This is a genomic window from Amycolatopsis sp. CA-230715 (assembly GCF_018736145.1).
Classification (GTDB): domain Bacteria; phylum Actinomycetota; class Actinomycetes; order Mycobacteriales; family Pseudonocardiaceae; genus Amycolatopsis.
In genome coordinates, this window is the sequence record NZ_CP059997.1 from 8,728,991 (window position 1) to 8,750,274 (window position 21,284).

Consider the following 21,284-nt stretch of genomic DNA (forward strand, 5'->3'; position numbering starts at 1 on the left):
TCAGCGCGTGTCGAGACCGAGGTGGTCGCGCAGCGTGGTGCCGGTGTACTCGGTGCGGAAGACACCGCGTTCCAGCAGCAGCGGGATCACCTTGTCGGCGAACTCGTCGAGCCCGCCAGGGGTGACGTGCGGGACGAGGACGAACCCGTCGCTCGCGTCGGCCTGCACCAGCTCGTTCATCGTGCGCGCGACGGTCTCCGGCGAGCCGATGAACGTCTGGCGCGAACCGGTCTCGATCATCAGGTCGCGGATCGAGAGGTTCTTGGCCTTGGCCAGTTCGCGCCACTCGCGCGCGGTCGCTACCGGATCGCGGAACTGGCGCACGCTCGCCCTGCCCTTGGCGATCGTGTGCTCACCGGGATCGGGGTCGATCTCCGGCAGCGGGCCGTCCGGGTCGTAGGCGGACAGGTCCCGGTTCCACAGCTGTTCGAGCGTCTTGATCGCGGTCTGACCGCTGACCTGCTGACGCCGGACCACGTCCGCCCGTTCATGCGCGTCCGCGTCGGTGTCCCCGAGCACGAACGTGGCCGCGGGCAGCACCACCAGCTGCTCCGGTGTGCGTCCGTACCGCGCGAGCCTGCCCTTGACGTCGCGGTAGAACGCCTGCCCCGCTTCGAGGGTGCCGTGGCGGGTGAAGATCGCGTCCGCCGACGACGCCGCGAACTCGCGGCCGTTTTCGGAATCACCGGCCTGCAGGATGACCGGTCGCCCCTGCGGGCTCCGCGGTACCGAGAACCGGCCCGAGATATCGAAGTGGTTGTCGTGGTGCGAGAACGCGCCCGCGTTCGCATCGCGCACGAACACGCCGCTTTCCTTGTCCGCCAAGACATCGCCCGCACGCCACGAATCGAAGAGCTCGCCCGCCGTGCGCAGGAACGTCTCGGCGCGCTCGTAGCGCTGGTCCTCCGGAAGGAACCCGCCGCGGCGGAAGTTCTCGCCGGTGAAGGCGTCCCACGAGGTCACCACGTTCCACGCGGCCCTGCCCTCGGAGAGGTGGTCGAGCGAGGCGAACTGCCTTGCCACCTCGTAGGGTTCGTTGAACGTCGAGTTGATCGTGCCGGCCAGGCCGAGCCGCTCGGTGACCGCCGCGAGCGCCGCGAGCACGGTGAAGGTGTCGGGCCTGCCGACCACGTCCAGGTCGTAGATCTCGCCGCCCTGCTCGCGCAGCCGCAATCCTTCGGCGAGGAAGAAGAAGTCGAACTTCGCGCGCTCCGCGGTCCGCGCGAGGTGGGCGAACGAACTGAACTCGATGTGGCTGCCCGCCGCCGGATCGCTCCAGACGGTCGTGTTGTTGACGCCGGGGAAGTGCGCGGCGAGGTGGATCTGCTTCATCGGGGCCCCTCCTCAGGCGGCAAAGCGGTTCGCGGGCCGGTCGAGGCCGAGCAGACCCCGCAGGGTGGTCGCCTCGTAGGTCTCGCGGAAGGCGTCGCGGACGCGGAGTTCGGGCACCAGCCCGGTGGTGACCGCGGTCAGGTCGTGCGGGAGCGCGCCCGGCCACAGCCGGAAACCCGCGAGCCCGGCGCGGTGCCAGCCGAGGAGGTGCTCGGCCAGTGCGGCCGGGGTGCCGGTGAAGACCGCGGTCCCGGTGACGAGTTCGGCTCGCTCGTCTAGACGCGCCTTTCGATCGGCCGCGGTCGCTGCCGTCTCGTCGAGGAAGACGACCAGATCGGCGATCGGGAGCACGGTCCGCTCCGCCGCTTCCGCGCGCACGCGGTCCACGACGGCCGGGATTTCGTCGATGTCGTGCGGGGTCACGAAGGCGATGTCCGCGGAACGCCCGGCGAGGCGGAACGAATCGTCGTCCACGGCCGCGGTCGCGACCACCGGTTGCCCCTGCGGCGGGCGCGGCGTGATGGACGGTCCCTTGACGCTGAACCACTTTCCCGCGAAGCCGAGGTAGTGCAGCTCGTCCCGGTCGATGAACCGGCCGGTGGCCACGTCCCTGATCTCGGCGCCGTCTTCCCAGCTGTCCCAAAGGCCGCGCAGGACTTCGACGTAGTCGGCGGCCTCGTCGTGCAGACCGGCCGCCTCGTCGGGGAACCGGCGCCGCCCGAACTGCGCCGCTTCGGCGGGATCGGCGGAAACCTGGACCTGGATGCCCGCCCTTCCTTCGCTGACGTAGTCGACCGTGGCGATCGCCTTCGACAGGTGGAACGGTTCGGTGTGCGTCGCTGTCGCGGATGGGACCAGCCCGATGCGCGAGGTGTGCGGCGCGATCCGGGCCGCGACCAGTACGGCGTCGAGAGCGGCGTGGACGCGGCCGGTGTCGTCCGGCGGCGGCCCGAGTGAGTCCGCCAACGTGACGAAGTCCAGCAGCCCGGACTCCGCCTCGGCGACCAGGTCCGCCCAGTAGCGCGCGGTGACCAGTTCGGCCGGCTTCGCGTCCGGCTCCCGCCAGGCCGCGGGGTGGGCGCCCGCCCCCTCCAGTGCGACGGCGAGGTGCGGGTGCGGTACGGCTGCCATGACGCTCCTTTCCCGGTGCGGTAACCGCATTGTGCGCCGGAAACGGGCGGGCCGCGCCCGGCGGCCACGTGCTGGGAAAGGTGGGACGAGTTCCCTTGAACGGGAATAAACCGGGCGAGGACTACCGTCGGGATTGCCACGATCGGCGCAGTGCGCCGCCTTGTCCACATCGGACTTCTCGGGTGCTTGCCGCGGCTACCGCGGAACTGGGTGTGACGTTCCGGGCACGTTCCGGGCTTTTTCCGGCCAAACCGGCGGGTATGTGAGCGCATCGGCGTGCTCAGGGGCTATTGTCTTGGCAACTCGTCCCCGAGTGTCCAAACCGAACTTTCGAAGGAACCCGTTACCGATGGCGCAGCAGGTACGTGTGGAGATGGTCGACGACATCGATGGCAGCGAAGCGAGCCAGACGGTGCCGTTCAGTCTCGACGGTGTGAGCTATGAAATCGACCTCTCCGAGGACAACGCGGTGAACCTGCGCGAGGAGCTGGCGCCCTACGTGGCGGCGGCGCGGCGCATCGGTGGCCGCAAGTCCGGCCCCTCGGCTTCGCGGTCGTCCGACCCCGCCCGCCGGGAGCGCAACCGCGAGATCCGCGCGTGGGCGCAGGACAACGGATACGACCTCGCCGAGCGCGGCCGCCTCGCCTCCGAGGTGATCGAGGCGTTCGAGGCCGCGCAGCGCGAGGCCGCGGAGGAGAGCGCGAAGCCCGCGCGCAAGCGCGCGCCGCGGAAGCGGGCGGCGAAGAAGGATTCCGCAGCCTGAAAGAATTGACGGTATCGACCTGCCTGGTGCCCCGCTCCGCGGAGGGGACACCAGGCAGGGTCGTATCGGCGGCAATTCGCCACCTCCTCGCGCCGATCAGATCTTCGTGGCGCTCACCGCGAAGTTGGAGAAGTAGGCGTGCACTTCGTGCTTCGGGCCCCAGCTCGTTTCATGGCCGCCGAAGAAGGTGGAGAAGAACACACCGCTGAACGGGATCTCGGAGATCCCCGGCGCCGCGCTCTCCGAGAGGACCTGCTTTCCGTCGTACCAGACGGTGATCTGCCCGTTCGACCGGTTCACCGACTGCTGGATGGTGTGCGTCTTGCCGTCGGGGGAGAAGCTCCACGAGCCGAGGCCGACGTCCTTCCCGTACCCGTCGCCGTCGGGCGTGTAGACGTACACCTCGCCCTTGCTGCCGTTGCGGAACATGAACCGCGTCGACCAGCCGGGGCCGTGGTTGCCGCCGCTGGCGTTGCCGGGGTCGCCGCCGTAGAGGCCGGGGAGCTTGCCGCCCCTGCCGTAGTCGAAGTCGGTGGGGAAGCGGATGTCGTACTTGAGGTAGAGCGTGGTCGCGTTCTCGAGATCGCCCCGGCCGATCTTGCCGAGGTCCTGGTAGAACTGGCCGCCACCGCTGGTGGGGCAGTCCTTGCACGACGGCGCCGAGGATCCCTTGCCGTACTTGACGTCCAGCGTGCCGCCGCTGGTGCTGAGGTTGTCGAAGCCGAACTGCCCCCTGCCGTCGATGCCCCAGCTCTGCTGCCACGACGACGAGGGGAAACCGGAGAACGTTCCCGTCCACGGGGTCGGTGCGGTCATGGCGGCTCCGGGGGTGAACGTGAGACCTGCGGCGACTCCTGCCGTCGCGCCGAGGACGAGCAGGCTCTTGCGCAGCCGAGAAACCAGCTGTGACATGGGGTTCCTTCCTGGACCGGGCGGCGGTGCCCGAGGCGGAGGCGGCGTAGGAAAACGGTAAAGGCACCGTGAATCAAATTCAAGAGCGCGGATGAAGTTCATGTACATGAAAGATTCGCGGTAAACCGGCACTTAACCCCGACCCCGTGATCATGGCCGCACGATCGAGGAGAACTGGGGAATTCGATGGCGACCGCACGCGCTCACGACGGCGACGAGATCTACTTCGAAGTGCACGGGGACGGGCCCGCCGTGCTGCTCTACAACGCCGATCCGCGCCCGCCGGACCATCCGCTGCGCGACCGGATGACCGCCTTCACCGAGGCGGTGGTGGCGGAGCTGGCCGACCGCTACCGGGTGGTGCTGATGAGCTATCCGGGTGCGCCGAAGCCGGACACCTTCACCCCGGCCGCGGTGAACGCCGACATGCTGGCCATCGCCGACGCCGCGGGCGCCGAGCGCTTCGCTTGGTGGGGCTACTCCTTCGGCGGAGTCGCCGGGTTGCAGCTCGCGCTGAGCAGCGAGCGGGTGACCGCGCTCGCGATGACCGGCTTCCCGCCGCTGGACGGCCCGTACGAGGAAATGCTGCGGTACAGCGAACTCCTCGCGTCCGTCGAGACGGATGCGCTGGGCGCGCCCATTCCGGAGTCCGCACGCGCCCAGCTTCCGCAGTTCGCCACCTACTACCGCGCCCTGCGTGGTTTCGACGACCGTGCGGCGCAGCAGCGGCTGACGATTCCGAGGATGTGCTTCGTCGGCGGTGCCGACCGGATCGTCGCGGGCGAGGACGAGATCACGCACCTCGGTGACACGGTCCGCGCGCACGAAGCGGAGTTGTCGGCGCTGGGCTGGGAAGTGGAGGTGCTCCCCGGCCTCGACCACCTCGGCGCGAGCGAAGCGGATGTCGTCGTGCCGCGGCTCAGCCGTTTTCTCGACCGGCATCTGCCCGTGCGCTGAGCGCCGATCGAATCGCGTCGGCGGCGGCACGGGGTTCGTCGGCGCGGAACCGGACGACGGTCGCGGTGTCGTCGGTTCCGGGCACCGCGACCGGGGTGGACAGTTCGACGGCGACGTCGGTCTGATTGCCGACCGGCAGCGCGAGTTCGTCGCCGGTCAGCTCGACTGACCGTCCACTGTGGTCTTTCCTGGCGACGCGGACGGCGGTCACCCAGTGCAGCGGAACCCGCAGCTCGATCAGCGGACCCGACCTGAGCAGCAGCTCGCCGGGGCGCAGCACGTGCGGACGGGTGACCGCGGTGGCGATGAAACCGAGTATCTGAAGCAGCGCGAGCGCGTCCAAGACGTGCACGATCGGCCAGGGGACGAGCAGGCCGACGGCCGCCGTCTCGACGGCCACCACCCCGGCGAGCGCGAGCATCATCGGGACCCGGTCACGACTGTGCCCCAGCGCCACGTCCCGGGCGCCGACCCCGCGCTTGCGGCCGCGCACCCACCACCACAGGTCGGTGAACGATCTCGTCTGGTACCGCAGCGCGCTCACGACAGCGACCGGATCGTCTGGCGCAGGACCTCCGCCTGCGCGGGTGAAACCGAACCCAGGATCGCGGCGGCGAACGGGGTTTCGAGGCTGCCGGACAGTTCGTCGGCGATCAGCGCGACGATCTCCGGCGGCATGCTCGCCGCGAATTCGGCGGCGAGGGCGGGCACGCGCGGGTCGTCGACCGGCGCATCGGACAGTTCGTCGAGCCGCCGGTGCAGCGCCAATCCCTTGGCGACGGCTTCGGGATCTTCGGCGGCCTCGGTCATCTTCGCGAGCACTTCCTGTTGTCCTGGCACGTTTTCCAGCAGGGCAACGAGTTCCCGTTCCAGCACGGCCATCGGCGAGGTCGCCGCGCCCGGTTGGTCGAGCGCGCCGAGCAGTGCCGCGGTTTCCGGCGAGACCGGGTCGTCCGCGTGGAGCGCTCCCGTCGCGGCGCGTTCGATCAACTCCGCGAGCCGCGCTCGCCGGTCCCTGATCGCGGTTTCGTGCCTGGCCAGGTCCTCGTCGAGATCGGCCAGTATTTCGTGCAGGTCCCGGCCCCGTTCGTCGGCGAGGACGTCGCGCACCTCGTCGAGGGTCAGGCCGAGTTCGGTCAGCCGCCTGATCCGCGCGAGCAGCACGACCTCGCGGAGGCCGTAGTGCCGGTACCCGTTCGCGAGGCGCCGGGGTTCCGGGAGCAGCCCGCGCTGGTGGTAGTGGCGGACCGTCCTGGTGCTGACGCCCGCGATCGAGGCGAGTTCACCGATCTGCATGCGCCCAGTAGAAACCTTGACGCCGCGACAAGGTCAAGTCACAGCTGCAGTCTCGTGTCGGTCAGGGGATAGCCGACGCACGAGTGCGTGTAGCCGAACCACTCGTCGGACATCCGCAGCCTCGCCTCGTCGGCGTTGTAGATCTCGCCGCCGAGTACGCGGATGCGGCACTGACCGCATTCGCCCGAACGGCAGGACGCGTTCGGCCGGATGCCTTCGGCCTCGAGCGCGTCGAGCAGCGGCCGGTTGCGCGGGGTGCGGAACTCGTGCGCTCCGACGCTGACGGTGACCTCGCCCGACGGGTCGACGCCCGCGGGCCACCGGGACTGGGCGGTCACGTCGGCCGGTGCGCCGTTCGCCTCGAAGCGGATCCGGTTCCGCGGATGCCCCGCGCCGGTCAGCTGGTCGAGCGCGTACGAATAGAGCGCCTGCGGGCCGCAGACGTAGACCATCCGCCCGCGCAACGGTCCGGTGAGCGACTCCACCACCTCTGCGGAGAGGAGGCCTGTCGGACCGCGCCAGTCCGGGCCGGGATCCGTGATGACGTAGTCGACTTCGATGTTCGGTGACCTTTCCGCGAGTTCGTCGAGCTCCTCGCGGAAGATCACGTCGGAATCCGACCGGCAGCCGTAGACGAGGTGGAACCGGCGATCGATCCGCTGGTCCACGATCTCCCTGAGCATGCTCATCGCGGGCGCGACACCGGACCCGCCCGCCAGGAAGACGACCTCGGAGCCGTGGAACAGCGGGTTGTGGTGGAACGTTCCGCTGGGTCCGGTCATGGTCAGGGTGTCGCCGGCCCCGACGCGGTCGATGAGGTGGTTGCTGATCCGTCCGCCGGGTACCCGGCGGACGGTGATGTCGTACCAGGCGCGCTGGGCGGGGCTGGACGAGATCGCGAACGGCCGGGTGGTCCCGCCGATGTGCAGCGAAACGTACTGCCCGGCGAGGAAGGGCGGCAGCAGCCGCACCTGCCCGGCGCGCTCGAACCGGAACGTCTTCGCGGACGCGGTTTCGGCCACGACATCGGTCACGGTGACCCGGAAACCGTCCGGATTGATCGCGGCCACTGTGCGCGGGAACGACCGGGGCGCCCCGCCCGAGGCGCGCTCGTCGATCTCGGCGCGGATCCGGTCCGCGTGGTCGACCATCGTGCATAGGGAGTTCTTCATCTTCGGTTCCTCACTCATGCGGCGTTTTCGCGGAGCATGCGGGTGGCCACCCTGGCACCGGCTTCGAGCGTCGGCTGGAATCCGCCGAGGCCGGACCACGCACCCGCGACGTGCAGGCCGGGGACGGGTGGGTCGTTCTCGTCGTCGCGGAACAGCCAGCCCTCGGTGCGGTCCTGCGCGTAGCCGTAGATCGCCCCGCCCGGATGGCCGAGATAGCGTTCGAGCGTCACCGGGGTGGCGACGTCGACCTCTTCGATCGCGGCGCGGACGTCGGGGAGGAGCGCCTCGACCCGGTCCAGCAAGGTCTCCGCGTAGGCGAACTTCGTCGTGGCGTACTCCGACGGCGGAACCGTCTGCCACGGGCTGGCGTACTGCAGGGTCATCAGGCTCGCGTGCGTCGACCCCGGCGGGGCGAACCCGATCGGCGTGACGTCGTACGAGCTGACGCAGATCGAGCGCGCGGGTTCGAGCGTGCGCATGGACGCGTACGCGCGGTCGTTGTCCAGATCGGCGCTGATGAAGCTGGTGCTGGTGGTGAACCCCAGTTCCGCGGGCGCGGCGGCCAATCCCATGTGCAGCACGAAACCGGACACCCCGACTCGCCGCGTCGCGAGATCGGCTCGGACGGCGGCGGGTGTTTTCCCGTCGAGCAGGTCGTAGGTGACCGGCAGCGCGGCGTTCGAAACGACCTCGCGCGTGGAGAACTCCTGGCCGTCCGAGAGCCGGACCCCGGTCACCGCGCCTCCGCCGGTGAGGATCCGGTCGACCGAGGTGGTGAACAGGGCCGTGCCGCCCGCCTCGGCGAAGGATTCGAAGATCGCCGAGGACATGGCCTGCGATCCGCCCTTCACGTGCCACGGTTTGAATTCGAGATATCCGAACAAGGTGGCCGCCATGTCCTGGAAGCTGAGCTTCGACGGTGGTTGCCCGAGATAGGGCCAGTACGCGGAAAGCGCGTGCTTGATGCGGGGATCGTCGAAGTGTTCGTCGAGAACGTCTTGGAGCGTGCGCAGGGCGTTCCGGAAGAAGACCTGGTCGATTTTGCCCGCCGGTATCCCGCGCAGTGCCGCGGCCCGCCAGAACGTGACCTCGCGGACCAGCCGGAAGAACCGCCGCAGATTTTCGCGGTTTCCGGGAAACGCGGTTTCGAGCGCTTCGGCCGCCCGGTCCCAGTCCGCGGGGATGGTCACGTCGTAGCAGCCGGGGACCACCGCGCGGTAGAGGTCGTCCTCCTGGACGAAGTCCACTTTGCCGAGCACGCCCAGCTTGCCGAACAACCCGCGCAGCGTGCGCCTTTCCTGTCCTTCCACGCCCACACCGGAAAGCTGGTGGAGCGCGACCTCGAATTCGAACCGGCCGCGCCGGAACGACGTGCCACAGCCTCCCGGCACGCTGTGCCGTTCGACCAGTAGGGTGCGCAGCCCGCCGCGTTGCAAGGTTGCCGCGGCGGTGAGCCCCGCGTTTCCGGCACCGATGACCACCGCGTCGAAATCAGTCATGCCCCACTCGCTCCGTTCGATTCAGGAATTGCGAATTTCCTGATGGCGAAAAGCGTAGGGAACGGATCGGGGCGCGTCTTCGCCCCGGGAGGGTAAGTTCGGCTACCCCTCTGGTGGTAGCGGCCGGATGTGGCCGGATGCCAGCGCGGGCGCCGATACGGTCCGCTCATGGGTGCGAGCGTGCGAACGGTGCGGGCGGACGTCCTGCTCGCGCTGATCCTGCTGGCGCTCACCTTCGCGACCCAGGTCAGCCTCGCCGAAACCGCGCCGGGACCGCTCGACTTCCTGCTTCTCGTGCTGGTCGCCGCGCCCGTCGCGGTACGGCAGTTCGCGCCGGTCGCGACTTTTCTCGTCACGGGATGCGCGGCGGGAACGTACCTGCTGGTGGGCAATCTGGCCCAGGCGGACAACTGGCTCGGCGCGGTGCTGGGGATGTTCACCGTGGCGAGCCTGCGGCCGATCAGGACGACGGGGCTGCTGTACTTCGTCGGTGTCGCCATCGTGCTGGCATCGGGGCTCGCCGCGTCGGAGAGGACGTCGTGGGCGCAAGCCGCACTCGCGTGCCTCACGCTCCTCATCGCGTTGATGCTCGGGGTGAGCGTGAAACGGCAGGGGGAGTACACCGAGTACCTCGCCGAGGAAGCCGTGCGAGCCGTTGCGAGGGAACGGGTCCGGATCGCCAGGGAGATCCACGACCTCATCGCGCACCACATGTCCGTCGTCGCGCTGCAGGCCGGGCTCGCCGGGCGGGTCATCGACACGGACGTGCCGTCGACGCGCACGGCGATCTCCACCATCGCCGACTCCAGCAGGGCCGCGTTGTCGGAACTCCGGCGCCTGCTGGACATCCTGCGGGTCGACGATCCGTCGGGAGGCGATTCCGACGACCGCCGCGAAGTGGGCCTCGCCGCGGTGCCCGAGTTGGTCGAGCACACCCGGCGTGCCGGTCTTCCGGTGGACCTGCGCACCGAGGGCACCCCGCGCGAACTCCCGGCGGGGCAGGACCTGTGCGCTTACCGGATCGTGCAGGAGTCCCTGACCAACGTCCTGAAGCACGCGGAACGCGCGACCGCCACGGTGGAGCTGAAGTACGGCGCGCACACGCTTTTCGTCATCGTCACCAACGACGGCAGGGCGCACGCGCGCGCCGCGGCGGGATCGCACGGTATCCGCGGAATGCGGGAACGCGCCGCGCTCTACGACGGCGTGCTCACCGCGGGACCGTTGGAATCCGGTGGTTTCCAGGTCGTCCTGTGCATGCCGATCAGCGAGGACGGGCTATGACCGTCCGCGTACTGGTGGCCGACGACCAGGTGCTGATCCGCTCCGGCCTCGTCGCGATCCTGCGAACCGCGCCGGGCGTCGAGGTGGTCGGCGAGGCCGTCGACGGCGTGCGCGCCGTCGCGATGGTCGCGGAACTCGGCCCGGACGTGGTGCTGATGGACATGAAGATGCCCAAGCTCGACGGCATCGGCGCCACCCGGAAGATCCTCGCGGACAGCCCCGGTACGCGCGTCGTCATGCTGACGGCGTTCGACCTGCCCGAATACGTGTACACCGCGCTGGGGGACGGTGCGTCGGGGTTTCTGCTGAAGGACACGCCGCCGGAGGGGATCATCGCCGCGGTGTTCTCGGTCGTCGCCGGTGACACGCTGATTTCCCCGAGCGTGACCCGGCGGCTCGTCGAGGCGTACGCGCAGAGCCACGTGGCGAACGCGTGCGCGCGGATCCAGTTGCACGACCTGACACCCCGGGAAACCGAAGTGCTCCGGCTCGTCGCGGCCGGGTACACCAACGGCGAGATAGCGGAACGCCTGCTGTTGAGCGAAGCCACGGTCAAGACGCACATCAAGCACACGTTGTCGAAGCTCGGGCTGAACAGCCGCGCGCAAGCCGTGGTCGCCGCGTACGAAAGCGGTCTTGTCGTCCCGGCGAACGGTGCCGGTGGTGTCATTCCGCGGCACAGCGCGGTTTCCCCGCGTTCGTGAGATCAGGCCGCGGGGGAGAACGCGGCCCACTCGCCGATCCGGAAGCGGCTGCCGTCGCGGCGGACTTCGGCCGCGCCGTGCCCGCCGAAGTGGGCCGGTACCACCAGTTCGCGGAGATCGGCGGCGCGCGCGAGCACCCGGTGCCGGGTCTCGGCTGCTTCTACGGGGTCTTCGCAGAAGCAGCTGTTGTGCTCCGGGTGGAGGATCTGCACCGGGCTGTGCAGCAGATCGCCGACGAACACCGCGCGGTCGGTGCCGGAGGAGAGTCGCAGCACGGACGAGCCGGGCGTGTGCCCCGGTGCCGCTTCGAGGCTCAGGTTGCGGTCGATCCGGTATGACCCTTCCCACAGCACGGCCCTGCCCTCGCGGTGGATCGGCGCGATGCTGTCCTCGAAGACGATTTCACCGCCTACCCGCCGGAGCCGCTCCTGCTCGTCGCGCGGTGGCGGCCGCCGGTGCGCGTTGCGGGGATCGAAGAACTCGTTGTCCGCGCGGGGAATCAGGTAGGTCGCGTTGGGGAACGTCGGCGCCCAGCCGCCGTCGTTGGCGAAGGTGTTCCAGCCGACGTGGTCGTAGTGCACGTGGGTGTTGACCACGACATCGACGTCCTCCGGGGCGACTCCGGCGAGGGCGAGCCGGTCGAGGAAATCCGTGCGCAGGTGGTCGAACACCGGGATCTGCGGCCGATCGCGGTCGTTGCCGACACCGGTGTCCACCAGGACGGTCCGCCCCTCGCTGCGCAGGACCCAGGTCTGCACGGCGCCGACGCAGGCGTCTTCGGCCGGGTCCCAGAACTCCGGGGCGAGCCAGGATTCGTTGGCGCGCCACAGTTCTTCGGGGCTGTCCGGGACGAGGGTGGCCGGGGTGAGGATCCGGCCGTGCCATTCGACGATCCGCACGACTTCGACGTCACCCAACACGATGCTGTCCATGAAAAGGACCGTATGACGCGCCGATGAGCGGATCCATGTTCGAAAGCGGCGCGATGATGCGCGTACGTCTCATCGGCTACGGTCTCGGGGGTGGACGTGGTCAGTGACGCGATCGCCGTGATGCGCACCGGGCAGCCCTCTTCGACGCGGGCGGCGATCGGCTCGCCGTGGAGCCTGGCGTTCGCGCCCTACGACGGCGCCGGGTTCCACGTCGTGCTCCGCGGCGGCTGCCGGGTGTTCCCCGAACGCGGCGAACCGGTGACCCTCGGGGCCGGTGATGTCGTGCTGTTTCCCCGAGGCGGCGGGCACGTGCTGACCGACACCGCGGCCGACGCGCCGGGACAAGCGGTGCCGTTCGAGCAGTGGCGGCCCGCCGAGCCCGCCGACGGCGCGACGGAACTCCTGTGCGGCAAGTACCGGCTCGACCGGGGCAGGGCGCACCCGCTGCTGGCCGAGCTGCCGGACCTGATCGCCGTGGCGGCGGGTGCCGGGCGGCATCCCGAACTCGGCTCCGCGATCGGGCTGCTCGGCGCGGAGGTGCGGCGGGAGCGGTCCGGTGCGGGCGCGGTCGTCACCGCGCTGCTCGACGTGCTGCTGGTGTACCTGCTCCGCGCGTGGTTCGACGAGCAGCCCGCGCGTGGCTGGACGGCGGCGCTGACCGACCCGGTGGTGGCCACCGCGTTGCACGCCCTGCACGAAGACCCGGGAAAGCCGTGGAGCGTCGAAGCGTTGGCAGGGCTCGCGGGAACCTCGCGCGCGACGCTCGCACGGCGCTTCACCACGCTCGTCGGCCGCCCGCCGATGGCTTATCTGACGTGGTGGCGGATGAACCAGGCGGCACGGCTCCTGCGCGAATCCGACCTGCCGCTCACCGGGATCTCCACGCGCGTCGGCTACGAGTCCTCCTTCGCCTTCGCGCACGCGTTCAAACGCGCGTTCGGGGTCGCGCCGGGCCGGTACCGGCAGGCGGGAAACGCTCAGCGGTAGACGCGGAAGTAGTCGAACAGCGCGGTGGCCGGCGGGGTGGCGCCGCCGTGCGACACGAGCCCGATACCGGGGTCGTCGCCCGCGCCGAACGTCCAGGTGCCGCCCCACCGCCAAGTGCTGCCGTCGGTACTCGACGCGGCGCGGAAGTGGTGCTCGCCGGTGGCGCGGTCGACGGTGTGCGCCAGCCGGAGCCAGGTCACCTCACCCGGCGCGGTCAGGGCCATACCGCCGTAGGAAAGCTTGGCCGCGTAAGGGATTTCCCTGCCGAACTCGATCTGGCGGGTCGGCCCGATGGTGACCTCGCACAGCCGCGCGAAATCGTCGTCGTTCCGGTAGGCGATGAGCCCGGCCTGCTCGAAGTCGCGTGCGGTGTCGGTGCCGAGATCGAGGCGCAGCCTCGTTTCCACCACGTAGTCGCCGCGCGGCGCGTCCCGCAGCAGCACGCTCGCGTCGTTGCGGGTGCCGACCAGGTCCGCGGCCTGCGTCGGCCACCGCAGCGCGCCGTCGGCGGCCATCGCGACCGGATCCGGCCTGACCCAGCGCCACGCCCCGCCGAGCGGCGCGTCGAACTCGTCGGAGTGCCGGGCGTCGAACCGGCCGACGCGGGGCGGTGCCTCGGTTTCGCGCACCGGACGCGCCGCACGTGCCGCGGTGACGTTGTCGAACTCGGCGTCGCCCCGTGCCGTCAGGGCGAACCGGCCCGGCGGTATCGCGGGCGCACGGCGCTCCTGCGCGACGATCGGGTCTCCCAGCGCCCCCTCGCCGACCGAAACGAGCGTCCGGTCGCCCGAGACCTCGGCGCTGAGCACGTGCCACCTGTCGTACCGGAATCCCTTCGGCAGCGGGGAAAACCGGACGTCGTGCCGCGTTCCGGTGAACACGTCCACCACGAGTCCGCCCGCGGTGCGGTCGATCGTCGCGGTGAGCCCGCGCGCCAGCGCGATCCCGGCCGATTCCCCGGTGAGCCTGACGTCCACGCCGACGCGGACGGCACCGGGAAGCGGTCGCACCGCGTCGATCCGGTCCGTGCTGCCCGCCGCGCCGTCGTGCCGGAGCAGCCCGCCGGAATCGGGATCGGCTCCCGGCGCGACGGACCAGCCCGTGGCGGGCCGCCAGTTCCCGGTGTCCGAGTCGAACCGGTCGGCCAGTACACCGCCGGTCACCGGCGCGCGCTGCGGCCCCGTCGAGGCGCCCGCGCCCGCCCGCGCCGTCGGCCAGCCGTCCACCCAGTCGAGCCGGTCGACGAGCATGGGCCTGCGGTTGACGCCGTACGGCTCGTCGAGATACGGCTTGGCGCGGTCGATGGCGTGGTAGACGATCCAGTCCTGGCCCGCGTCGTCGGTGACGACCGCGTTGTGCCCGGTGCCGACCCAGGTGTTGCCGTTCGGCTGGAGCACCGGGGTTCCGCCCGCCCTGGACGCGAGCAGCGGCACGCCGTCGCGATCGGTGAAGGGGCCGGTCGGCGCGCGCGAGCGGCCGGCGAACACGCTGTACCCGGTGGTCGGGCCCGCGCAGCAGTTCGACGCGGACCCGAAGAGGTAGTACCAGCCGTCGCGGTGCACCACGTACGCGCCTTCGTACCTGCCTTCGATGGTGACCTTCGTGGCGGATCCCGCCGTGCGCAGGCCGTCGGGGGAGAGCGGGACGACGGAGAGGCCACCTTCGTACGAGCCGTAGTAGAGCCAGCGGGTGCCGTCGTCACCGGTGGCCATCGCCGGGTCGAACGTCCACAGGTAGCCACCGGTCCCGTTCGGACGTGGCGGTACGACGGGGGCGCCGCTGTCCGTCCACGGGCCGAGCGGCGTCGGCGCGGTCGCCACCCCGATGGCGGAGTCGCCGCCGGGGTTCAGCACGGTGTCCGTCACCGTGAAGTACAGGAGGTACCGTCCGTCGGCGTACCGGATGTCGGGTGCCCACAGCCCGGCTCCCGCGGCCGCCCATGCCGGTCTGGTCGCCGCGGTGAAGGTGCCACCGGCGTAGGACCAGTGGACGAGATCGGGGGATTTCAGGATCGGGAAGAGATGCCGCCGGTGCTCGCCCGACCGCAGGGGATCGCTCGTGCCGAAGGCGTACCAGTAGCCGTCCTTGCCGCGGATGACCGCCGGGTCGGCGAAGGTGTCCGCGACCGGGGCGACGACCGGATTCGCATACGTGCCACCGGTTTCGGCCGCCGCCGCGGGCGGGCCACCGCCGACTTGGAGCGCGGCGGTGACCAGCGCGGCGGCCAGGAGTCTTCGAGGAAGGACGGTCATGGCACGAACCCCCGGTGTCGACGGCGCGTCGTCGCGCGTGCACTCAGCGTGCCAGCGCGCCCGATCTTCGTGGACCGCCAACCGCAGCAACCTGGCCGGCGGATCCCGAGTCGCCGATCGCGCCGCGGACGGGGATCCTCGGTGGCATGGTTCTTTCGAAGCGGGTAGCCCGGTTCAACCGGGTCGTGACGAACCGGGTCGGCAAGCGCGTCGCGGGCAGCCTGCCGGGTTTCGGGATCGTGGCGCACCGGGGCAGGCGTTCGGGCAAGGAGTACCGCACGCCGGTGAACGTCTTCCGCCGCGACGGCGCGTACGTCGTCGCGCTGACCTACGGCCCCGATGCCGACTGGGTGAAGAACGTGCTCGCGGACGGCGGGTGCGTGCTCCACACGCGAGGGCGCGCGGTACGGCTCTACTCGCCGGAGGTCGTGCACGACGAGTCGCGTGGTGCCATGCCGCCAGGGGTCCGGCAGTTTCTGGGCGTGATCGCGGTGCGGGACTTCCTGTGGCTCGCGGAGCACCCGCCCGCGGCTTGAGCCTCCCGTATGCTCGCCGGGACCAGGCGTGCGCACACTCGGGGAGGTTTCGCATGACGGGCCCGGTCGGCCGGATCCTGATCAGGCATGGCGTACTGCTGGGCGCCGCCGCGGTCATGGCGTTGGTCTTCGTGCTCAGCGTGGGATCGGCTGCGGCAGGCGAAGCGGTCGTCGTCGCCGTGATGGCGCTGATTCCCGGACTGTGCGTCGGTTACCTGGTCAAGCGCGCGGCACTGGGCTGGGCGGCGACCGCGTCGGGCGAGGCCGGGAGTCTCGGTGCCGGGCTGTGGCGCGAGCGGTACGACGCCAGCGCGAGGGTGAAGGCGCAGTTCGACGCCGAAGTGGCCGCGATGCCGCCCGGTCAGGGGCGCGACCGGGCGGAAGAGCAGGCCACCGCGCTTTCGGCGGATCTCGCGGAACTGCACGCGCTCGCCGCCGCTGGTTACGCCGCGGACTCGCGCGCGACGCGTTACCCGACGAGGCCGGAGTCGCAGGAGATCAGCGCGCGCCTCAAACACGCCGAATGGCTGTTCCGTCAATCCGTCGAACGCGCTAGGCAGGTGGAACTGTGAGCGCGCGGCACCGGATCAGCACGATGCTCGCCCTGTCCGGCTGGGCCGTCGGCGGGCTGGTGGGAATCGTGTTCTTGCTGTCGGTGCTCGGTCTCGGTGGCTATTTCGGTTCGGCCGACGCCGGGATCGTGGCGTTGGTCGGCATCGTCCTCGGCGGCGGTGTCGGCGTGGTCGGCGGGGGGATCGTCCAGTTCGCCGTGCGGGCCGCGATGGCGCCCGCGCTCCCGGCCCCGCCCGTCGCGCCGCTCGCGATACCGGCGCCCGAGCGGCCGATTCCATTGCGGGAAGGCGGTTTGTGGGCCGCTCACCACGCGCGGTGCGCCGAGTCGGTGCGCCGGTTCCACGCGCTGGTGGCCGCGCTCGCACCCGGACCCGCCCGGGACTGGCTGGCCGATCTCGGTGCCAAGATGGACACCGAACTGGACGAGGCGTTGCGCCTCGCCCGGTACGGCGAAGCGCTCGCTCCCGGCGGTGACGGCCACGAGGAAAGTGAGACGGCGCAACGGATTTCGGCCCGGCTCGAAGAAGCCGCCTCGGCTTTCGCGGCCACGCTCGACCGTGCCGGTGGCATCGCGCTCGACATCTCGGCGGCGTCGGACTTCGAAGCGATCAGGGCGCAGCTCGAACTGCTCGAAGCGCAGGCGCCGCATCTTCGCGGCGGACAGGAGGCGTGACCGGGAAGCGAGGTGCACCCGCGCGGCCGACCTGGCGCGGTCGTCGGCATGGGGATGGCCGATCTGGCCGAACTAACCGTCGCGCCACCGCTGCCGAACCCGCGCTGGGCGCGCTGGGATCACGCGGATCACGCGCTGTGGCCGTCGATCGACTTCCTCGACGTCCGCGACCAGAGCACTGTGCCCGCGCACGTCGTCGAGACCGCGCGCCGCGCCCGCGAACGGCTACTGGCGGCGGATCTGCCGTCCGTGCTGGGCCACGGCGATTTCGAGGCGCAGAACCTCCGCAACTTCCGATGGGACGCGCGCGAACGCCTAGCCGCCGGTCAACCCGAGGCGTTCGGACAGTCGCGTGAGGTAGCCGGTCACGACTTCGGCCGGTGCGTCCGGCAGTCCGAAAAGGACTTCGGTCACCCCGCATTCCGCCCACGTGGCCAGCTCGTCCGGGTTCGGTTTACCCGCCAGCGCCACCACTTCGGGCTTCCCCTCCCGGCCGGTTTCCTGCCAGAGCTGGCCCAGTCGGCGGGTTCGCTCGCCGATGTCGCGATCGGTCGGCGTGGTGAGCCAGCCGTCGGCGTGCCGCGCGATCCAGGTGAGGTTGCGGTCCGTGCCGCCCGCGCCGAGCAGCACCGGGATCCGCCCGGCGCGCACCGGTTTCGGCCACGCCCAACTGGGCCCAAAGCGCACGAACTCGCCGTCGTAGCTCGCCTCCTCCTGTGTCCACAGTGCACGCATGGCGTCGAGGTACTCGCGCAGCACGGTCCGGCGCCGTCCGCCTGGGACGCCGTGATCGGCCAGTTCGTCGGTGTTCCAGCCGAAACCGGCGCCGAGCGTGACGCGGCCGCCGGAAAGGTGGTCGAGGGTCGCGACGGTCTTCGCCAGCGCGATGGGATCGTGTTCGGTGGGCAGGGCGACCGCGGTGCACAGCGCGATCCGCTCGGTCACCGCGGCGGCCGTCGCCAGCGCGACCCACGGGTCCATCGTGCGCAGGTAGCGGTCGTCGGGGAGATCGCTGGTCCCGGTGCCGGGATGCGCCGCCTCGCGCCGCACCGGGATGTGCGTGTGCTCGGGCACCGCGACCGAATGGAAGCCCGCTTCCTCCGCGGCTCGCGCGACCGCCGACGGCGAGATGCCCCGATCACTGGTGAACAACACGACGCCGTATCGCACCCGAACTCCCTCGTGTCGCCGACCCGCCCGACAGTATTAGAACACGTTCTACATGTCGAGCGCGCGTCGTCGCAACCTTTACCCGAACCGCGCGTCTGGACGGGTAAATGATCACCGATAGCCAAGGGAGAACACCGCTGTGAACAAGCGCCTGCTGACCCTCGCCGCCCCCGTCGCCGCTATGGGCGCGGCCCTGCTCCTCGGAGCCTGCGGCCAGAGCGGGAGCGCGGCCGCGCCGAGCACCACGGCCGCCCCCACCTCGGCCGCGGCCGCGAGCGCGCCAAGCAGCACGGCGCCGAGCGCCGACAAGCAGCGCGGTACCGGGGACGGTCGTGGTCACCAGGTCGACCCGCCCACCAAGAAACCCACCGCGAAGGAACCCGCTGGAAGCGACGTGAAGTGCGGGTCCGTCGGCGCCGGTTACGTCCTGGTCGCCGACAGCACCCCGGAGGGCACCACGGGCTGCACTGAAGCGTTCAACGTGCTCGACGAGTACCAGAAAGCCCCGGTCGACCAGGGCGAGGGCGGGAGCCAGCGCAACAAGAAGCTTTCGGGCGGCTGGTCGTGCGGCACCGACGGCGGCTCCGGCCCGCAGGCGGCGGGGTTGATCGCCTGCACGACCGGTAAGCCGGACGGCCACGGCGGCACGGTCGGCGGCCTGGCCTTCCACACCGAGCGCGCCCGCTGAATCGAGGGGCCGCGGACCTGGGAGCTAGACCAAAGGCGCGGGCCGCCGTTGCTGAGAGTCCCTCTCAGGTTTCATACCGGGTCAGACCTGTGACGGACGCGCACTGAGTTCGCATGGCGGAAGTATCGGCACCATGCTGCTGGTCCGCCGGTTACCGTTCACCGCCGCCGTCACGTTCGCGATGCTCGTCGTGGCGGTGGTCAGCGGCGCGCTCTGGAGCAACGCGCAGGACGCGTCGTGGTTCCCGCACTTCGGCTACGGCCTCCCGCCGCTGGAAGAGGGCCGCTGGTGGACGTTGTTCACCGGGCCGATGTTCGCCATCATCCCGGTCTTCTACCTGCCCATGGCGGGCGGGTTCGCGCTGCTCGTGGGCTTCACCGAGTGGCGGCTGGGCACCAGGCGGACGATGGCGGTCACCATCGCGGGCCAGCTCGTCAGCGTGCTGGGCGCGGCCCTGTTCCTCTCGGTCTTCCAGGGCTTCGGGTGGGACTGGGCGGACACCGCGGGCGTGAGCGTCGACGCCGGGTTCTCCGGCGGCGCGCTCGCCGCGGTCGCGGTGGTCTCCGCCGCCGTCCGGTCGCCGTGGCGGCTGCGGATCAGGGCGGCGCTGTGCGTCTACGTCGCGGTGTCGATCATCTACATCGGCACGCTCGCCGATCTCGTGCACTTCATCGCCGTCGCGCTGGCGCTGCCGCTGTCGGGTGTGCTGGTCGGGAAGTACCGGGCGCACCGCACCGGCGCTCCGAACAAGCGGGAATGGCGCCTGCTCGCGATCGCCGGGCTGGTGCTGGTGACCATCGCGCAGGCGGTGATGTGGCTGATCCCGCGGACCGGTCCGTTCGGCCCGTCCGACGAGGTGTCGATGTCCTTCGTCGAGGTCGCCGTGCTCGTACTCGGCGTCGCGCTGATCGTCAACTGGATGCGCCGGGGGAGCAGGGTGGCCTGGCGCTGGGCGATCGCGGTCACCGCGACGTCGGTGCTGACCGGTGTCGCGGTCGCCCTGCTGATCGTGCTCGACGCGCTCGGCGGGGATCCGGACTGGACGGTCGGCGTCCCGCTGTTCGTCGCGGACAGTCTCTTGTGGACGGTCGAGCTGATCGTGCTGCTCGCGGCGCGGCGCGCGTTCCGCGTCCATTCGCGGCGGCACCCGCTGCGGCCCGGCAAGCAGCACGGTACGACGGACCCCGTCGTGGCGACGCGCCTGCTCGGCGAGCACGGCGGCGGTTCCCTGTCGTGGATGACGACCTGGCCGGAGAACTCGCACTTCGGCACCGCGGACGGACGCTCCTATGTGGCCTACCGCAAGCACGCGAGGGTGGCGATCGGCGTCGGCGATCCGGTGGCCCCGCACGGCGACGCGGCCCGCGCGGTGCACGAATTCGTGGAAATGTGCGACGACACCGGCATGGTGCCCTGCCTGTTCTCGGTTTCCGCCGAGACCGCGGTGATCGCGCGCCAGCTCGGCTGGCAGATCGCGCAGGTCGCCGAGGACACGCTGCTCGACCTCGAGACGCTCAAGTTCCGCGGCAAGGCGTGGCAGGACGTGCGGTCCTCGATCAACCGGGCGCGCAAGGAAAACATCGAGTTCCGGCTCGTCACCCTGGCCGAGCAGCCGAGGAGCCTGATCGCGCAGGTGCGCCGGATCTCCGACGAATGGGTCAGCGACAAGGGCATGCCGGAAATGGGCTTCACCCTCGGCGGGGTCGAGGAAGCGCTCGATCCGCGCACGCGCGTCGGCCTCGCGATCGACGAAGACGGCGAGGTGCACGGCGTCACCTCGTGGATGCCGGTGCACACCGGCGACGGGAAGATCGAGGGCTGGACGCTCGACGTGATGCGCCGGCGCGGTGACGGCTTCCGGCCGGTGATGGAGTTCCTCATCGCCTCCAGTTGCCTTGCGTTCCAAACGGAAGGCGCGCGGTTCGTCTCGCTTTCCGGCGCACCGCTGGCGAAATCGCACCGCGAGGAGCGGACGCCCGCGGTCGAGCAGGTGATGGACTCGCTCGGCGCGATGCTGGAGCCGTACTACGGTTTCCGTTCCCTGCACGCCTTCAAGGCGAAGTTCATGCCGCGCTACGAGCCGCTGTACCTGGCGTTCCGCGACGAGGCGGACCTGCCGAGGATCGGTATCGCGCTGGGCAAGGCGTACCTGCCGGACACCGGGTTGCTCGACTTGATCCGCTGCATGAAATCGCACCGGCACCCTCCGCGCACACCGGCGCCGGTGGCCGTGCCGCGGCCACGTGGTTTGGACCTCACCCAGGATGCTTCGGCCGATTCGGCGTCAGAACCGCCTCTTCCGGCCGCCAAACTGGTCGCGACCAGCGAAAAGCGCAGTCGTCACGTCGAATTCGACGAGCGGAAGCACTCGCGCAGCGCGGTTGCGTAGCCACAAAATGTAGTCTCTTCGGCTCGATTTTGTT

General features: G+C 70.4%; 20 protein-coding genes. 10 read left to right on the forward strand and 10 right to left on the reverse strand.

What is annotated here, in order from left to right; genetic code table 11:
- Positions 1 to 1,332 (reverse strand): NtaA/DmoA family FMN-dependent monooxygenase, encoded by a 1,332-nt coding sequence (locus tag HUW46_RS40760; protein ID WP_215543994.1) that lies wholly within the window; start codon positions 1,330 to 1,332, stop codon positions 1 to 3.
- A gap of 12 nt (positions 1,333 to 1,344) precedes the next feature.
- Positions 1,345 to 2,463, reverse strand: a complete 1,119-nt coding sequence (locus tag HUW46_RS40765) for an LLM class flavin-dependent oxidoreductase (RefSeq protein WP_215543995.1) — start codon at positions 2,461 to 2,463, stop codon at positions 1,345 to 1,347.
- 349 nt (positions 2,464 to 2,812) lie between these two features.
- Here HUW46_RS40765 and HUW46_RS40770 point away from each other — a divergent pair, with 349 nt between their 5' ends.
- Complete coding sequence (locus HUW46_RS40770; protein WP_215543996.1) at positions 2,813 to 3,226, forward strand: histone-like nucleoid-structuring protein Lsr2; 414 nt, start codon at positions 2,813 to 2,815, stop codon at positions 3,224 to 3,226.
- 96 nt (positions 3,227 to 3,322) lie between these two features.
- Here the strand turns inward: HUW46_RS40770 and HUW46_RS40775 are convergent, their stop codons facing one another.
- Positions 3,323 to 4,138: a polysaccharide lyase gene (locus HUW46_RS40775; RefSeq protein ID WP_254125436.1), complete on the reverse strand. Its 816-nt coding sequence runs from the start codon at positions 4,136 to 4,138 to the stop codon at positions 3,323 to 3,325.
- A gap of 186 nt (positions 4,139 to 4,324) precedes the next feature.
- Between HUW46_RS40775 and HUW46_RS40780 the strand changes: the two genes are divergently transcribed.
- Positions 4,325 to 5,095 (forward strand): alpha/beta fold hydrolase, encoded by a 771-nt coding sequence (locus HUW46_RS40780; protein ID WP_215543997.1) that lies wholly within the window; start codon positions 4,325 to 4,327, stop codon positions 5,093 to 5,095.
- Here the strand turns inward: HUW46_RS40780 and HUW46_RS40785 are convergent.
- From HUW46_RS40785 to HUW46_RS40800, 4 genes are read right to left on the reverse strand one after another with little or no spacing between them, the layout of a single operon-like run.
- Positions 5,058 to 5,639, reverse strand: coding sequence for a hypothetical protein (locus HUW46_RS40785; RefSeq protein ID WP_215543998.1), 582 nt, complete (start codon positions 5,637 to 5,639; stop codon positions 5,058 to 5,060). The genes HUW46_RS40780 and HUW46_RS40785 overlap by 38 nt on opposite strands.
- Entirely contained in the window at positions 5,636 to 6,391 is a 756-nt protein-coding gene (locus HUW46_RS40790; protein ID WP_215543999.1) for a MerR family transcriptional regulator, read from the reverse strand. The genes HUW46_RS40785 and HUW46_RS40790 overlap by 4 nt, the downstream gene beginning before the upstream one ends.
- A 38-nt stretch (positions 6,392 to 6,429) precedes the next feature.
- Entirely contained in the window at positions 6,430 to 7,563 is a 1,134-nt protein-coding gene (locus tag HUW46_RS40795; RefSeq protein ID WP_215544000.1) for an FAD-binding oxidoreductase, read from the reverse strand.
- A gap of 14 nt (positions 7,564 to 7,577) precedes the next feature.
- Positions 7,578 to 9,062, reverse strand: a complete 1,485-nt coding sequence (locus tag HUW46_RS40800; RefSeq protein ID WP_215544001.1) for a phytoene desaturase family protein — start codon at positions 9,060 to 9,062, stop codon at positions 7,578 to 7,580.
- 168 nt (positions 9,063 to 9,230) lie between these two features.
- On the opposite strand from HUW46_RS40800, the gene HUW46_RS40805 reads away from it, so the two are divergent.
- Both HUW46_RS40805 and HUW46_RS40810 read left to right on the forward strand, forming a co-directional pair.
- Positions 9,231 to 10,346: a sensor histidine kinase gene (locus HUW46_RS40805; protein WP_215544002.1), complete on the forward strand. Its 1,116-nt coding sequence runs from the start codon at positions 9,231 to 9,233 to the stop codon at positions 10,344 to 10,346.
- Positions 10,343 to 11,050 carry a response regulator gene (locus tag HUW46_RS40810; RefSeq protein WP_215544003.1) on the forward strand — a complete coding sequence of 236 codons (708 nt, stop codon included), beginning with the start codon at positions 10,343 to 10,345 and terminating at the stop codon, positions 11,048 to 11,050. Before HUW46_RS40805 ends, HUW46_RS40810 begins: the two co-directional genes overlap by 4 nt.
- A gap of 2 nt (positions 11,051 to 11,052) precedes the next feature.
- Here HUW46_RS40810 and HUW46_RS40815 read toward each other — a convergent pair whose 3' ends face one another.
- Positions 11,053 to 11,982 carry an MBL fold metallo-hydrolase gene (locus HUW46_RS40815; protein ID WP_215544004.1) on the reverse strand — a complete coding sequence of 310 codons (930 nt, stop codon included), beginning with the start codon at positions 11,980 to 11,982 and terminating at the stop codon, positions 11,053 to 11,055.
- A 90-nt stretch (positions 11,983 to 12,072) separates the two neighbouring features.
- Between HUW46_RS40815 and HUW46_RS40820 the strand changes: the two genes are divergently transcribed.
- Positions 12,073 to 12,969 (forward strand): AraC family transcriptional regulator, encoded by an 897-nt coding sequence (locus HUW46_RS40820; RefSeq protein WP_215544005.1) that lies wholly within the window; start codon positions 12,073 to 12,075, stop codon positions 12,967 to 12,969.
- Here HUW46_RS40820 and HUW46_RS40825 read toward each other — a convergent pair.
- The gene (locus HUW46_RS40825; RefSeq protein ID WP_215544006.1) at positions 12,960 to 15,221 is read right to left on the reverse strand and encodes a family 43 glycosylhydrolase; all 2,262 of its coding nucleotides are present in this window, start codon (positions 15,219 to 15,221) and stop codon (positions 12,960 to 12,962) included. The two genes, HUW46_RS40820 and HUW46_RS40825, sit on opposite strands and share 10 nt — an antisense overlap.
- Positions 15,222 to 15,367: 146 nt before the next feature.
- On the opposite strand from HUW46_RS40825, the gene HUW46_RS40830 reads away from it, so the two are divergent.
- Genes HUW46_RS40830 through HUW46_RS40840 form a run of 3 tightly spaced genes read left to right on the forward strand, consistent with a single transcriptional unit; the run spans position 15,368 to position 17,003 of the window.
- The gene (locus HUW46_RS40830; RefSeq protein WP_215544007.1) at positions 15,368 to 15,757 is read left to right on the forward strand and encodes a nitroreductase family deazaflavin-dependent oxidoreductase; all 390 of its coding nucleotides are present in this window, start codon (positions 15,368 to 15,370) and stop codon (positions 15,755 to 15,757) included.
- 53 nt (positions 15,758 to 15,810) lie between these two features.
- On the forward strand, positions 15,811 to 16,329 hold the full coding sequence (locus HUW46_RS40835) for a hypothetical protein (protein WP_215544008.1): 519 nt from the start codon (positions 15,811 to 15,813) through the stop codon (positions 16,327 to 16,329).
- Positions 16,326 to 17,003, forward strand: coding sequence for a hypothetical protein (locus HUW46_RS40840; protein ID WP_215544009.1), 678 nt, complete (start codon positions 16,326 to 16,328; stop codon positions 17,001 to 17,003). Before HUW46_RS40835 ends, HUW46_RS40840 begins: the two co-directional genes overlap by 4 nt.
- A gap of 315 nt (positions 17,004 to 17,318) precedes the next feature.
- On the opposite strand, the gene HUW46_RS40845 is transcribed toward HUW46_RS40840, so the two are convergent.
- Positions 17,319 to 18,173, reverse strand: a complete 855-nt coding sequence (locus HUW46_RS40845) for an LLM class F420-dependent oxidoreductase (protein WP_215544010.1) — start codon at positions 18,171 to 18,173, stop codon at positions 17,319 to 17,321.
- A gap of 139 nt (positions 18,174 to 18,312) precedes the next feature.
- On the opposite strand from HUW46_RS40845, the gene HUW46_RS40850 reads away from it, so the two are divergent.
- Positions 18,313 to 18,861, forward strand: a complete 549-nt coding sequence (locus HUW46_RS40850) for a hypothetical protein (RefSeq protein WP_215544011.1) — start codon at positions 18,313 to 18,315, stop codon at positions 18,859 to 18,861.
- Between the two features lie 133 nt (positions 18,862 to 18,994).
- A complete protein-coding gene (locus HUW46_RS40855) occupies positions 18,995 to 21,250 on the forward strand; it encodes a bifunctional lysylphosphatidylglycerol flippase/synthetase MprF (RefSeq protein ID WP_215544012.1) in 2,256 nt (751 codons plus the stop codon).
- The last annotated feature ends 34 nt before the right edge of the window (positions 21,251 to 21,284 follow it).

What these genes read in the sequence shown, in the direction of transcription:
- HUW46_RS40790 (WP_215543999.1), bottom strand. Translation starts at nt 6,391, where the DNA reads ATGCAGATCGGTGAACTCGCCTCGATCGCGGGCGTCAGCACCAGGACG.
- HUW46_RS40780 (WP_215543997.1), top strand. Translation starts at nt 4,325, where the DNA reads ATGGCGACCGCACGCGCTCACGACGGCGACGAGATCTACTTCGAAGTG.
- HUW46_RS40855 (WP_215544012.1), top strand. Translation starts at nt 18,995, where the DNA reads ATGCTGCTGGTCCGCCGGTTACCGTTCACCGCCGCCGTCACGTTCGCG.
- HUW46_RS40830 (WP_215544007.1), top strand. Translation starts at nt 15,368, where the DNA reads ATGGTTCTTTCGAAGCGGGTAGCCCGGTTCAACCGGGTCGTGACGAAC.
- HUW46_RS40835 (WP_215544008.1), top strand. Translation starts at nt 15,811, where the DNA reads ATGACGGGCCCGGTCGGCCGGATCCTGATCAGGCATGGCGTACTGCTG.
- HUW46_RS40815 (WP_215544004.1), bottom strand. Translation starts at nt 11,982, where the DNA reads ATGGACAGCATCGTGTTGGGTGACGTCGAAGTCGTGCGGATCGTCGAA.
- HUW46_RS40800 (WP_215544001.1), bottom strand. Translation starts at nt 9,062, where the DNA reads ATGACTGATTTCGACGCGGTGGTCATCGGTGCCGGAAACGCGGGGCTC.
- HUW46_RS40775 (WP_254125436.1), bottom strand. Translation starts at nt 4,138, where the DNA reads ATGTCACAGCTGGTTTCTCGGCTGCGCAAGAGCCTGCTCGTCCTCGGC.
- HUW46_RS40760 (WP_215543994.1), bottom strand. Translation starts at nt 1,332, where the DNA reads ATGAAGCAGATCCACCTCGCCGCGCACTTCCCCGGCGTCAACAACACG.
- HUW46_RS40770 (WP_215543996.1), top strand. Translation starts at nt 2,813, where the DNA reads ATGGCGCAGCAGGTACGTGTGGAGATGGTCGACGACATCGATGGCAGC.
- HUW46_RS40810 (WP_215544003.1), top strand. Translation starts at nt 10,343, where the DNA reads ATGACCGTCCGCGTACTGGTGGCCGACGACCAGGTGCTGATCCGCTCC.
- HUW46_RS40805 (WP_215544002.1), top strand. Translation starts at nt 9,231, where the DNA reads ATGGGTGCGAGCGTGCGAACGGTGCGGGCGGACGTCCTGCTCGCGCTG.
- HUW46_RS40825 (WP_215544006.1), bottom strand. Translation starts at nt 15,221, where the DNA reads ATGACCGTCCTTCCTCGAAGACTCCTGGCCGCCGCGCTGGTCACCGCC.
- HUW46_RS40765 (WP_215543995.1), bottom strand. Translation starts at nt 2,463, where the DNA reads ATGGCAGCCGTACCGCACCCGCACCTCGCCGTCGCACTGGAGGGGGCG.
- HUW46_RS40795 (WP_215544000.1), bottom strand. Translation starts at nt 7,563, where the DNA reads ATGAAGAACTCCCTATGCACGATGGTCGACCACGCGGACCGGATCCGC.